The organism is Paenirhodobacter hankyongi (assembly GCF_003664585.1).
Taxonomy (GTDB): Bacteria; Pseudomonadota; Alphaproteobacteria; order Rhodobacterales; family Rhodobacteraceae; genus Rhodobacter; species Rhodobacter hankyongi.
In genome coordinates this window covers 41,834-55,200 of record NZ_RCHI01000004.1, presented here as the reverse complement: position 1 = coordinate 55,200, position 13,367 = coordinate 41,834, and the positions used below count along the sequence as shown (strand labels likewise).

The window sequence follows — 13,367 nt, the reverse complement described above, 5'->3', positions numbered from 1 at the left end:
ATCAGCGACGGTCCCGGATCGAGTAGAACACCATCGCCGCGATCGCCCAGGCCAGCGTCAGGAACAGCGCCATCAGGCCGAGGATGTCCCAGCTGCGCGGGAATTCCGATGTCTCGGGCAGGGTCGGGCGGACATAGGCCGCAAGATAGCGGCTTTGCCGCGCGGCATTGGCGCGGGAGACATCGACCGCGGCGAGGGCGGCGCGATAGGTCTCTTCGGCGAATTGCTGGTCGACGTTCAGCCGTTCGTATTCCGAGATCAGGCTCGGATAGTTCTCGGGCAGCGCGCTCGGCTCGCCGGTGGCGCTGGTGAAGCTCTGCCGTTCCGTGACGATCCGCTGACGGATCACGTCGATGCGCCGGCTGGCCTGCTGGAGCCGCGGGTCGTCGCCCGGCCCGCCCTTCTGGTCGAGCAGCAGATCGCGATCGATCAGCGCCTGAGCCAGCTGCTGCTGCAGGTTGTTGAGCACCCCCATCCGGCCGGCGAGGTCAGAGGACGGGTCGACCATCTGCGTGCGGGTCCGGAACTGCGTCATCGCCTCGCGCGCGCCCTTCAGCCGGGTCAGCGAGGTGTCGAGATCCTCGAGCGCATAGCGCATCGTGTCCTCGCGCGCCGTCGTGTTGAGGTCGTTGATCATCTTCTGGCTTTCGCGCACGACCTCGGAAGCGACCTTCTGCGCATCCTCGGGCGAGAAGGCGAGCACGCGCACTTCCATAAGCCCGGTCGACTGGTCATAGGAGATCCGCACCATGCGCTTCCAGTAGTCCAGCAAGTCCTCGATCGTGGCATCGGGCGACAGCGCGAAGACAGGATCCCAGGGCCAGTTCTGCGAATAGAGGCCGACGAGGTCGATCCGCTTCGAGATCTCCGAGACGATCTCCTGACTCTGGATGAATTCATACAGGATGTCGCTGTCGCGCGAACCACCGCTGGTGCCGACGAATTGCGACAGCCCGCCCAGAAGCGAGGTCGCGCCGGAGGTCCCGTCCTCCTGCCGCACAGTGAAGCCCACGGTCGAGGCATACTGGTCACGCGCGACCAGCCCCAGATAGAGCGCGGTGATGAAAAGCGGGATCAGCACGACGGCGGCAAGGCTGTAAAGCAGCCCGCGATGCCGGCGCTTGAGCGTCGCAACCGCGGGCAGCGGCCGGACGATGACCGTCGGCGGCACCTGAGCTGCGCCGCCTGGCGCCACGCGGCCTGCCCCCGGCATTCCCCCGGGCCCCATCGCGCCCGGCCTGCGGCCGGCTGCGGCACCGGGACCAGCCCCGACACCGGGACCAGCCCCTGGACCGGCCCCCGCTCCGGGACCGCCCCCCGCCCCGGGCGGGCGCGGTCTCTGCGCCGCCCCCGGCCCCGCCGGGCCAGCGCCGGCAGCGGCCGCAGGGGCACCGGCACGCGCCCCGGCCGGCGCACCTGCTCCGGCAGGAGCACCCGCAGATGCGCCGGCAGCAGCCGTCTTCGCAACCGCAGCATCGGCTGCCGTCTTCGCATCCCGCGCACCTGCCTGCGGCGCGCTTTCCGGCGCAGTGCCGCCGCCCGCGATCGTGTCTTGCTTTGTCAAATTGCTGTCCCGAGATGGCCGGAATTGATCTTGTTGCCGTTATTCTACATAATGCGGGCCTGAAAAACTAGAACAACAATCCGTGCGATGTCCCCAAGCGACCTGTCTCCACCAAGCGAGCCCAAACGTGTGCAGACGCGGCAATTCGCCACGCTGCGCACCATCATCGCGCTGATGCTGCGTGAAATGTCGACCCGCTACGGGGGGTCGCCGGGGGGCTATGCCTGGGCCATTCTCGAGCCTCTGGGTGGCATCCTGGTGCTGGCGGCGGGCTTCTCGCTGGTCATGCACACCCCCGCGCTCGGCACCAGTTTCATCCTGTTCTACGCGACGGGGATGATGCCTTTCCTGTTCTACAACGGCGTAGCCGGCGCGATCGCCACCTCGATGGCCTTCTCCCGCCCGCTGCTGCGCTATCCGAGCGTGACCTGGATGGACGCCATCATCGCGCGCTTCGTGCTGAACTCGCTGACCCAGCTCATGGTCATCTACATTCTGTTCACCGGCATCCTGCTGACGGCGCAGACCGGAACGGTTCTGGACTTCGGCCCGATTCTCGAGGCGCTCGTGCTGTGCGCGCTGCTCGGGCTCGGAGTCGGCACGATGAACTGCCTTCTGTCCGGGCTCTACCCCGCCTGGACACAGGTCTGGTCGATCATCACGCGGCCGCTGTTCCTGGCCTCGGGGGTGCTGATGACAATGGAACAGCTGCCCCGCTCGGTGCAGAACATCCTGTGGTACAACCCGCTCGTCCACATCCTCGGGCTGATGCGGCGCGGCTTCTATCCGATGTACAAGGCCGAGTACGTGTCGACCGCCTATGTCGTGACGGTTTCGCTTGTCCTGTGCGCGCTCGGGCTCGTGCTGCTCATGCGCTATCACAAGGACATCCTGAACACCTGACCCGGACAGAGCCGGGCAGGACGGGACGCAACGGGAGACGGCGCCATGCCGCAAGACATTCTCTGGCTTGGCGTGCACAAGACCGGCACGACCTTTCTGCAAAAGTCGCTCGACCGTTCGCAGCAGGCATTGCAGGCCGCGGGGATCGGCTGGACCGGGCTCGAATCGTTCCGTGCCGCCTGGACGCGGCCGCTGCTGCACGCGGATCATGACGTCGCCCCCGCCCCGGCGGAGACCTTCCCCGACTGCGCCTGCCGCCTCGTCTTCGACGAGAATATCCTCGCGCTGGTGCAGGATGCGGTGACGCCTGCGGGACTTTACCCGCAAGGCGCAGATCGCGCGCAGATCGTGGCGCGCCATCTCGGATTGCGCGCGCCGCGGCTGGTGCTGGGGCTGCGCGGCTTCGCGGGTTACCTGCCCTCGCTCTATTGCGAGATGCTGAAATCGACGCCATTCCGGCCGTTCCGCAGCTTCCTGCGCTGGCCGCCCGAGGCGATGAGCTGGCTGCCGCTGATCGACCGGCTGCGCGCCGCCTTCCCCGACAGCCCGATGCTGCTCTATCGCGCCGAGGATCTGCCCGGAAACGAGGCACGGCTTCTGGCGGCCGTCACCGGCCTCGCGCCCGACGCCTTCACCTTGCACGAGGGCACCGAACGCCCGGGCTTCTCGCAGGCAGCGATCGACGCGATCACCGCCCGGGCCGAAACGGCACCGATGACCCCGGAGGCGGTAAAGGCGATGGCAGCGGCGCTGCCGCGCGGGCTGGACCGGCCCGGCTTCGATCCGTGGGACGCGCGCGAACACGCGCTGTTTAGGGCGATCGAGGCACGCGACCTCGCCGTCCTGCGCCGTCGGGCAGAGGCGCCCGGAACCGGGCTGCGCCTTTTCACCCCTGAACCGGGCCTCAGTCGAGCGCCACCGGCCCGTCTGCGGTCACCGTGACCGGCTGCGGGAACCGGCGCGCGTCGGTGGCCTCGGCCCCATGCGGCAAGATCAGGGTGAGCGCGATCTCGCCGCCCTCGCCGCGGACGATGTCCGAGGCAATCCACTCGCAGCCGATCTCGTCGCAGGGCAGGCTCTCGCCAGGGGCAAGCGCGCCAAGATCGAGCGCCGCGCCGTTCAGCGTCAACACGTCGCCGGCGACGGAAACCGCAAGCGTATCGTCGCGCCGCATCGGGCTCAGGGTAATGAGAAACATCGCGACCTCCTCCGCTCAGAACCAGCGACCGACGAACATCAGGTCGACCTGCCTCGAAACCCGCGCACCAGACAGGTCCCAGCAACTGACATTGATCTGCGTCGCGGTCTTGCTGTCCACTGCCGTCACAACCGGAGTCGTCGATCGGGCCATGCCCGAGCCACGATAGGCGCCGGCGGAAATGAAACTTGCCGGAAATGTCACCGCCGCCCCCCCTGTCGTCAGCGTCGACACCTCGCGCAGGCAGATTTGCGTGCCATCCGCGAAGCGCACATAGTCGCCGTTCGCATTGGTGCCACGTTCGATCACCGCGCCGGTCGGCACGCCCGCCGCCTGTCCGACCGTGCCCAGGATATTGCCCCGGCAAAAGCCGTAATCTGCCCGCATCAGCCGCCCGGCAGTGATGTCGCTCGCCGATTGCTGCACCGCCGCGCCGCCCAGATGCCCGTTCGTCCGGTTGAGGGTCAGCGCCGCGATCCAGCTGCTGCCATCTGCCGAGACCTTGACTGAAAAGTCATCATTGCCGGCAAGCCCCATCTCGGCCCGGCCCGACCAGCCGCTCTGGAACAGCAGCGCCGCGGTCTCGGCCGCCCCTGCCTTGTTGATCTTCAGCTGATGCCCCGCGCCCTCGTGGCTGAGCAGCGTTGCCGGCGCCGCAACTGAAAGCCGGTTGGCCGCGTCGAAGCCCGTGTTGATGCCCAGACCGGCGCGCCCGGCAAAGAGCGACCCCCAGCCCGCCCCGTCCCAGATCCGCAGATCGGCCTCGGCCCGCCCCCAGGCCCGCCAGCCCGGGCGCGGCGCCGCGAAAAGCCACCCCGTCCCGGCGCGGACCGCAAGCCTGCCGGCCTGCCCCTCCCAGGCCCCGGTCGGCACCGCCCCCAGCGCCCAGACCTCTCCCTCCCCCGGCGTCGCGGGCGGCGTGTCCGCATCGAAGCCCTGCACGACAAGCTGCACCACGGCATCGAGAAGCTGCAGCGCCTCGTTGTGGGTGACGTGCTTTTGCGCCTGCGCCGGCAGGATCCGCGGCAGGTCGAGGTTGGCGGTGGTGTCGGCCATCGGGGCTCTCCAGAAGATGCGTCGTCCCCGACTGTTCCGCAGCGCGGCAAAGATCCGGTTAGGGCAGCGCACGCTGCCTTCCCCACGGCTTCGGCCAAGCCCCGCCCATGGTTGCCCCTACGGCACAAACAGCCTTGTCTCGCCCCGGCTTTCCCCCGATAAACCGGGCCGACAGATCAGGCAGGAATTTGAACGATGAAAATTGCGGTCGCGGGGCTCGGCTATGTCGGGCTGTCGAACGCCATCCTGTTCGCCCAGCACAACGAGGTCGTGGCTCTCGACGTCTCGGCCGCGCGCGTGGCGCTGGTCAACGACCGCAAGTCCCCGATCGTCGATGCGGAATGCGAGGACTACCTCGCCCATCACGCCCTGCACCTGCGCGCCACCACCGATCCGGCCGAGGCCTTCGCGGGGGCCGATTTCGTCATCATCGCAACGCCCACGAATTACGACGCCCAGAGCAACCGCTTCGACACCTCGAGCGTCGAGGCGGTGATCGGCCAGGTGCTGCAGATCGCGCCCGCCGCGGTGATGGTGATCAAGTCGACCATCCCGGTGGGCTTCGTCACCCAGATCCGCGCCCGGACCGGCTCCGACGCCATCCTGTTCTCTCCCGAATTCCTGCGCGAGGGCCGCGCGCTTTACGACAACCTGCACCCCTCGCGCATCGTCGTGGGCGAGCGCAGCGAGCGGGCCCGTGTCTTTGCCGAACTGCTGCGCGCGGGCGCAATCGACCGCGACTGCCCCGTGCTCTTCACCGACCCGACCGAGGCCGAGGCGATCAAGCTTTTCGCCAACACCTTCCTCGCGCTGCGCGTCGCCTATTTCAACGAGCTCGACAGCTATGCGCTGACCAACGGGCTGAACACCCGGCAGATCATCGACGGCGTCTGCCTCGACCCGCGCATCGGCGGGCATTACAACAACCCCTCCTTCGGCTATGGCGGCTATTGCCTGCCGAAGGACACCAAGCAGCTTCTGGCGAATTACAGCCATGTGCCGCAGAACCTGATCACCGCCATCGTCGATGCGAACCGCACCCGCAAGGATTTCATCGCCGACCAGATCGTGGCGCGGCACCCGACGGTGGTCGGGGTCTACCGGCTGGTGATGAAGGAAGGCTCCGACAATTTCCGGCAAAGCGCGATCCAGGGGATCATGAAGCGGATCAAGGCGAAGGGGATCGAGGTCATCGTCTATGAACCCGCCCTCGCCGAGGACAGCTTCTTCCATTCCCGGGTGATCCGTGACCTCGATGCCTTCAAGGCCGAGGCCGGCCTCATCCTCGCCAACCGCCTTGCCCCGGCCCTTGCCGATGTGGCGCACAAGGTCTTCACCCGCGACCTCTTCGGCGTGGACTGAGCGTTTCCGCGTGGATGCTGCATCTGCACAGCAGATGGGCACATCCGCAGATGCCCTGCCTGGCCGACCGCAAAGAGGTGGCAGGCGGGGCGGTTCCAAGCTAGGCTCTGCCACAGGCCTTTCTTTTGCGACATACCTCCCCCATGACGACATCCAAAAGCCCCAAGACTTCCGGCACCCGTTCGCGGAGTACCACCCGAAAGAGTTCGCTCAAGCGCAAGGCCATCCTGATCCTCGGCATGCACCGATCCGGGACCTCCGCGCTTTCCGAGCTGCTCATCGCGCTTGGCTGTGACGGCCCGGCAACGCCGATGCCGGCGGCCGATGAGAACCCGCGCGGCTTCTTCGAGTCCTCCCCGCTCTTCCGCCAGCACGAGGCCCTGCTTGCCTCCGCCGGCAGCAGCTGGAACGACTACCGCCCCTTCCCCGCCTCCTGGCTGAGCTCGCCGAAGGCCGACGAGTTCCGCGAACGCATCCGCGACACGCTCGAGGCGGAATATGGCACCTCCAGCCTCTTCGTGCTGAAGGATCCGCGCATCTGCCGCATCCTGCCGTTCTGGACCGGGCTGCTCGCCGAGATGAAGATCCAGCCCGTCGTCGTGCACACCCATCGCAACCCGCTCGAAGTCGCTGCCTCGCTGGGCGCGCGCAACGGCTTCGTCCCCGAATACGCCTATCTGCTCTGGCTGCGCCATGTTCTGGATGCCGAAGCGGGCAGCCGCGGCCTGCCGCGGGCCTTCACCAGCTATGACCGGCTCCTCGCGAACTGCGGCGACGTCGCCAAGAAGCTTGGCCGCGACCTCCGGATCTCCTGGCCGCGGCTCTCGCCGGTCAACATGCCCGAGCTGCGCGACACAATCGAACCCGAGCTGAAGCATCACGCGATCGCCCCCGAGGCGGTGCTGCAGGACAGCCTGATGTCCGAATGGCTGCGCGACACCTTCCGGATCCTCGAATCCTGGGCCGAGACCGGCGAATCCGCGAGCGATCACGCGCGTCTCGACGAGATCCGCAAGGCCTTTGACGAAAGCGCCATCCTCCTCGGCCCGCTCGTCACCGCCGAGGACAGCAGCAACCGAGAAGCGCTTGCGGCGTCCCGTGCCCGTCTGGCGGAGGTCGAGGCGGCCCTGGCCGAGGGAGCCAAGGCGATCGAGGCCCTCCACGCCGAGCGCAGTGCCACTCAGGCACGACTCAGCGAGATCGAGCCGCGGCTTGCCGAACACGCGCAGGCCATCGCCGCCCTCACCGCCGAGCTGGACGCCGCCCGTGCCAGGACGGCCGAGATCGAGCCGCGCCTCATCGAACGCGCCAAGGCGATCGAGACCCTCACCGCGGAACGCAATGCCGCCCGCGCCAAGATCGCCGAGGTCGAGCCGCGCCTCGTCGAGCGCGCCAAGGCCGTCGAGGCCCTGGCCGCCGAGCGCGATGCAGCCCGGATCGAGCGCGAGGAACTCGCCACGGCGCTCGCCGCCCAGATCGAGCAGGGCACGGCCCTGAAGGCCGAGCGCGAAGCATTGCAGGACGAGCTGACCCGGGCGCTGAACACACTCACGCAACGCAAGGCCGAGATCGACGACGTCACCGGCTCGCTCGTGCGCACGCAGGAGGCCCTGTCTCAGGCCGAAGAACAGCTGCAGAGCCAGGCGGACGAAGTCGAGACGCTGCGCAACGCGCGCAACCGACGCGACACCGAGCTTACCGAGATCACCAAGGCAATGCTGACCGCCCGCAGTGCGCTGGCGCAGCGCGAGCGGGACCTCGCCCAGACCGCCGCACGTCTAGCCGAGCTGGAGGCCGAATTCGCCGCCCTTGCGGCCCGGCACGAGACCGAGGCCGCGGCAAACGCTGCCGCCCTGCAGGCCAGCCGAAACGAGCTTGAGGCCGCCCGCGCCGCGCTGGCGCGCGAGCAGGCGGAAGCGGCGCAGCTTGCCGGCGAGCGCCTCGCGCTCGGTCAGGCGCTGGATGACAGCCGCGGCGCGCTTGCTCAGCGCGAGCAGGATCTTGCCCGAACCGCCGCACATCTTGCCCAGATCGAGGCCGAGGCCGCCGCGCTTGCCGCCCGGCACAAGGCCGACGCCGCGGCCAGCGCCACTGCGCTGCAGGCCTCGCTGCACGACCTGGAAACCACCCGCACCGCGCTGGAGCGCCTGCAGGCCGAAGCGGCGCAGCTCGCCGCCGAGCGCCGCTCTCTCGGCCAGGCGCTGGACGACAGCCGCGGCGCTCTGGCCCAGCGCGAACAGGATCTTGCCCGCACCGTCGCGCGTCTCGCCGAGATCGAGATCGAACTCGCCACCCTCGCCACCCGGCGCGAGGCGGAGGCCGCCGCAAACAATGCCGCCCTGCAAACCGCGCAACGCGATCTCGAAGCCACCCGCGCCGCGCTCGGCGCCGAATTGGCTGAAAGCCAAGGTGCTCTGGCCCAGCGCGAGCAGGATCTTGCCCGCGCCGTCGCCCGTCTCGCCGAGAACGAGCGGGAGCTCGCGACCCTCGCCACCCTCGCCACCCGGCGCGAGGAGGAGGCCGCCGCCAGCACCGGCGCCCTGCAGACCGTCCAGCGCGATCTCGAGGCCACCCGCGCCGCGCTTGGCTCGGAGCTGGCGCAAAGCCGCGACCTGCTCGCGCAGCGGGAGCGCGATCTTGCACAAAGCAGCGCCCGTCTGGCGGCCGCCGAGGCGGAAAGGCAACGCAGTACGGCACAGTGCGGTTCGCTTGAACGGACAATCCGGACCCAATCGAGCGAGATCGCCACTCTCAGCGCGGCAAATGCCCAGCGCGACGCCGAGCTTGCGCAGATCGCCACCGTCGTGCTGGGCTATCAGAAGAGCCTCGAGGACGCGACGGCCAGCACTGCCCAGAAACAGCGCGACGCGATCGCGCTGCGCGATGCCCTGTTCGAGGCCCGGGATCTTCTGGCACAGCGCTTCAACCTGCCGCAGCCCGCTACCGACCCGAACAGCACAGAGAGTGCAGAAAGCGCCGCAGTGCTGCTTGCGATCCTGCGCCAGCAGATCGACGCCCTGGCCGACAGCTATCAGCTGACGCAGGATCGGCTCTCGGCGGCAAGCGCCCACAACGAGGCCCTGTTGCACTCGACCTCGTGGCGGCTGACCGCGCCGCTGCGCTGGATCGTGCAGCACCTCCGCCGGGGCTGATCCCGCACAGGACCTCCGCCGGTGCCGGTTCCATCCGGTCCGGTGGAGGCCGGTGCCGACACCGGTCGCGAGTGCACTGTCAGGATAATCTGGCTGCCGTCATGAGCGGGCGGCGGCAGGCCGTGCCCTGCGCGACCGCCGCCCCGATCCCCGGCGCAGCGCAAATCGGCCCCGAGGGCCGAAGCGACCTCCGCCTCTCCCGCAAGGGACCGAACTCAATCCTGTCGTGGCAAATCCGGCGACTGCCCCTGCCGAAGACGGGCGGTGACGCTCTCTTCCATGATCCGCGACAGACAGCGGGTCAGGTCTTCCAGATGCCGACTGTCGCGGATGCAGCGACGGTCAAGGCGGAAGTTGTCCTGCGTGGCCCTCTCGAGCGCCGCGTCCAGCTCGGCGATGCGGTCGAGGTTTTCGGCAGCGGTGCGGTAAAGGTCCTCGGTCTCTTGGCTGCGCTGCGCGAGCGCGCTTTGCAGACTGTCCGCTCTCTGGCTCGCTTCGAGCCATGCCTCCTCGAGCCGCTCGAGCTTCTCCTCAAGCCCCTGATGGGTCGCGCGCAGATCGGCATTTTCGGCAAGGGCACGCGCAAGGCGCTCCTGAATGTCCGGACAGATCAAGCGCAGGTTCTCCGCCTCGGCCCGCACCTTGTCGAGTTCCGCAGCAAGCCCCGCAACCCGCTGTTCCGCGAGCCCGCGGGCCCGTTGCTCCGTGGCGTGGTTGCTGCGGTGCCCCTCGGCCTCCGCCCGCAACCCCTCGACCTCTGCGGACAGCGCCACAAGCTGCTGCTCGGCGGCGCCGCGGGCACTCTGTTCCGTCGCATGATTGACTTGGTGGCTCTCGGCCTCGGCCCGGCTGGTGTGGAGCAGGGCGGTCAGCTGCGCCGCCTCTGCGCGGACCTGCCGCTGCTCCTGGCGCAGCGTCTGGCTGTCGTGGAACAGCTCGGCCAGGACAGGTTCCGCCTGTTTCAGGGCGTCGCTGATCCGGTCAAGCTCGGCATGGTCGGCCTGGTCTTCGCCGCTGATGCTCCAGCGCGTCATGATCCCGAGCGTGGTCGCCATCCAGTCCTGCGGGGCTCCGGATGCCGCCGTCTGTTCGAAATGCCGCAACCCACCACTGAGGAACTCGGCGATGCCACTGGTCGCGGGGCTGCGCGGCCAGGAGATCCCGATGGCCTTGCCGATCTTCCCGATCTCCTGTTGCCAGCTGCGCATCAGCAGGTTGTAGGAGGTATGCGCACGCGGCTGACCGCGTGTCCCGGCCTCGGCCTCGAGCACGTGGCGCAACCAGATGAATGCACCATAGCGGAGGTCGTGAAACCTGTTGTAAAGCTCCGAGAATTGCGTTCCGCGCTGCAACGACGCCGCCACTTCCCGCGGATCACGATGCGTCATCACATAGCGGGTCTGGCAGCCGCTCTGCTCAAGAACCTTCTGCCAGAACGGCAGCAACCGGCAGATCCGCGGGTCCTTCAGGACGAACAGATACGAACGGCCGAACTCCTCGACGAGGGCCTCACCGGCCCGCACCTGGAGCTCGCGGGCCTCGGGCGAGGCATACCAGTCGGCTGGAACCGCCTCGAAGCTCGCCCAGTCCCGGCCGGCCGCCCGCAGGATCTCGTCATTCAACGCGGTGATCCGACTGGATTCGAAGAACCCCTTCTCGTTCATCGCGGTCGGCGGCATCAGATCCTTGGGCAGATCACACCCGATACGCCCCAGGGCCCCGGCCAGAGCCGAAGTGCCAGAGCGATGCATCCCCAGGACGACAAGGGCGATGCGGGGCGGAGAAGAGCGGCGGGGCGTCGAGGTAACCATGATATTCGTATTCTCTCAGGAGCCGGGGCCGCCCGCCACCTTTTTCTTCAGCTCTGCGATCTGGGTGCGCATCAGAGCGACCTCCTCAGCCAGGGCGAAGATCATCTTGAGCATCTGCTGCTCTCCGACGCTTATCGTCCCGGCGCATCCATCAATGGCCAGCTTTCCCAAGTTGCGCAAGACTGGCTTGAGCCCGCTCCACCGCATCCAGACGTTGGGTGAGTTTTTCAATCTGATATGCCTGACTGAACACAATATCCAGCATGTTGCCCAGCAATTTATCAACCAGCTCCGACGTGTCAAACGGCGGACGCGCAGGTGGGCTGCTTTCTCGCATATTCATACCGAACTCACGCTCGAGATATGAGAGCGTTTCCGCATTTTCGGCAAGGATTCTGGGTATTTCATCATACTGAAACACATGGGCAAATTTTGCCCCCAGACCGACAGGAGTTCCCGACGGTGCCTGTTGCATGATCGCATTGAATACGTCTGGCAACACAATTCCAGGCCGAACATTGTTGCAGGCCGCGCGCAGCAAGATTTGCGCAGGCGACGGACGAGTTTGATGCCGAACCGGATCCGCCTTCATCGTGACACCCAGAAATTTGGAGAACTCCAGGGCTGTATCAACAGTTTCTTCGAAGGGAATGACAGTGACACACTCGCCCAGAATTTCGCGCCATTGCCGGATGTAGTCGTACTGCCGCATCAGTTGTCGGGCCTTCTCGCCAAACGACTGAACTGCACCCGGGTTTGTCTTATGGGCAACTCCCCATTGAGTATAGGCAGAAGGGAGCCACGTCGCCGGGGGGCGGACGAAGATGACAACCTTCAGGGGCACTGTTTTTGCAATGGTACGGAAGAAATCCGCCAAGGTCGGGATATTTTCGAGGTACTGCTCGTTGGATAGGACAAATGTTTGCGCGCCGGTTTCGGCGTGAATCCTGTGAACTGTGGACAACAGCGCATGTGCGCTTTGGACAAGCCCGTCGGGCGATTGACGCAGAAATCTCTGAAACCCTGAGAAATCGTCGAAGTCCGGATGCACCATACCCATCCAGCGCCCCAGATAACACAGCTGCGCTTCAGTCAGTGCAGCAGTGTTCGAGGCAAGTGCATTTTGTATTGTAGTCGACCCAGTCTTGCCCATCCCCACATGAAAAATGACCCCTTTCATTCATACCCCCCTCATGGCGCGCCTTTGCATTAAGATCCTCCCCCCTTGAATGGGGGACATGGTTCGGGAGTGAGGCTCGGCCTTGGCCGTTCCGCTGTCAATAACTGGCCTGCCGCAACAGATCCAGAACGCGCCGGGTTTTCTGGATTGCGGGCTCTTCGCGCTGCCGGATCACATCCATCAAAAGCGCCTCGGCTTCAGGAAGCTGCGACACCGCCAGGTCAAGGAGATCCTGGCCGCTTGAAATGACCAAGGCATCGGCCGGGCGCCGTTCCGGCAACTTTTGTCCCAGCCGTTCCTCGATCCAGTCCAGATCCGACCGGTGCTGCTCCTTGACCTCATCCCAGATCTTCTCGGCAAAGGTGTAGCGCCGCGATCCGATCCGCCGCAGCGCCTCGATAAACACCTGGTTGCCGGCCGGCGCCGTCGGAAAGCCCGCGACATAGCCGTCGCCCAGGTTGCGCTGCAGGAACAGCAAGGCCGTCGCCTCGGCGCTGAGCGAGGTATTGGCCTCGGCGTTGCGGTCGGGGACGAACTCTGTCCCGAGGATCGCGGCAAAGTCAGCGACCACATCTCCGCCGTGCAGTTGGCTGCGGTCGTAGGGGCGCAGAATCACCTTGTCCCGACCAAACAGCTCGTCCATCTGCGCGAAGCGGCCCTCGTATTCAGGCCAATGCGTATGGGGCGCGAAAGTCGTCATGCCCCCTTTCAGGCGTTGCTGGAAGGCGCTGACGGCAAAGGACAGCGGATCGCGAACATAGCCGACCACGGTGATGTCATCGCTCCAGCTGCGGAAAAAGTCGTGCATGTTCTTGCGGGCCAGCTGGAATTGCGGCCAGGAGATGTCCTCGGCGGAGAACACGAAGGTCTTGTCGCGGCTGCGCTCCAGATCCTCGATGATCGACTGGCGCCATTTGGCGCGCAGCTCGGGCAGCGTCGCAAGGAACGCGGCCCCCCGGGCCTTGAAGCCGTGATAGTTCACAATCAGCTCCGGATCCTGGAACAACAGGACGAAAAGCCCGCAATGGTTGCTGCTGGCCCAACGGGCATAGACGATCTCCTCGTCCGTCTGGGCACCCATGTAGTCCTGAATCGAGCTCGAGCCGGTCTTGTGCATCCCGGCATGGATGACGATGCGCAT

The 13,367-nt window shown here is 66.6% G+C and carries 10 protein-coding genes; 4 read left to right on the top strand and 6 right to left on the bottom strand.

Features of this window, described 5'->3' with window-relative positions:
* Position 1: 1 nt before the first annotated feature.
* Complete coding sequence (locus tag DYS74_RS05290; RefSeq protein ID WP_121531656.1) at positions 2-1,171, bottom strand: sugar transporter; 1,170 nt, start codon at positions 1,169-1,171, stop codon at positions 2-4.
* Between the two features lie 480 nt (positions 1,172-1,651).
* Between DYS74_RS05290 and DYS74_RS05285 the strand changes: the two genes are divergently transcribed.
* Both DYS74_RS05285 and DYS74_RS05280 read left to right on the top strand, forming a co-directional pair.
* A complete protein-coding gene (locus DYS74_RS05285) occupies positions 1,652-2,467 on the top strand; it encodes an ABC transporter permease (protein ID WP_121531654.1) in 816 nt (271 codons plus the stop codon).
* A gap of 45 nt (positions 2,468-2,512) precedes the next feature.
* A complete protein-coding gene (locus DYS74_RS05280) occupies positions 2,513-3,409 on the top strand; it encodes a hypothetical protein (RefSeq protein WP_121531652.1) in 897 nt (298 codons plus the stop codon).
* Here DYS74_RS05280 and DYS74_RS05275 read toward each other — a convergent pair.
* Positions 3,372-3,665: a hypothetical protein gene (locus DYS74_RS05275; protein ID WP_121531650.1), complete on the bottom strand. Its 294-nt coding sequence runs from the start codon at positions 3,663-3,665 to the stop codon at positions 3,372-3,374. The two genes, DYS74_RS05280 and DYS74_RS05275, sit on opposite strands and share 38 nt — an antisense overlap.
* A gap of 15 nt (positions 3,666-3,680) precedes the next feature.
* The gene (locus DYS74_RS05270; RefSeq protein WP_121531648.1) at positions 3,681-4,721 is read right to left on the bottom strand and encodes a DUF2793 domain-containing protein; all 1,041 of its coding nucleotides are present in this window, start codon (positions 4,719-4,721) and stop codon (positions 3,681-3,683) included.
* 195 nt (positions 4,722-4,916) lie between these two features.
* On the opposite strand from DYS74_RS05270, the gene DYS74_RS05265 reads away from it, so the two are divergent.
* Entirely contained in the window at positions 4,917-6,083 is a 1,167-nt protein-coding gene (locus DYS74_RS05265; RefSeq protein ID WP_121531646.1) for a nucleotide sugar dehydrogenase, read from the top strand.
* Between the two features lie 239 nt (positions 6,084-6,322).
* Complete coding sequence (locus DYS74_RS05260) at positions 6,323-9,235, top strand: hypothetical protein (protein ID WP_121531644.1); 2,913 nt, start codon at positions 6,323-6,325, stop codon at positions 9,233-9,235.
* Positions 9,236-9,450: 215 nt separating this feature from the next.
* Here DYS74_RS05260 and DYS74_RS05255 read toward each other — a convergent pair whose 3' ends face one another.
* The 3 genes from DYS74_RS05255 to DYS74_RS05250 form a co-directional block, all read right to left on the bottom strand.
* Positions 9,451-11,046, bottom strand: coding sequence for a sulfotransferase family protein (locus tag DYS74_RS05255; protein ID WP_147435458.1), 1,596 nt, complete (start codon positions 11,044-11,046; stop codon positions 9,451-9,453).
* 151 nt (positions 11,047-11,197) lie between these two features.
* The gene (locus DYS74_RS18460) at positions 11,198-12,226 is read right to left on the bottom strand and encodes a hypothetical protein (protein ID WP_147435456.1); all 1,029 of its coding nucleotides are present in this window, start codon (positions 12,224-12,226) and stop codon (positions 11,198-11,200) included.
* Positions 12,227-12,323: 97 nt separating this feature from the next.
* Positions 12,324-13,367 carry a hypothetical protein gene (locus tag DYS74_RS05250; RefSeq protein WP_121531640.1) on the bottom strand — a complete coding sequence of 348 codons (1,044 nt, stop codon included), beginning with the start codon at positions 13,365-13,367 and terminating at the stop codon, positions 12,324-12,326.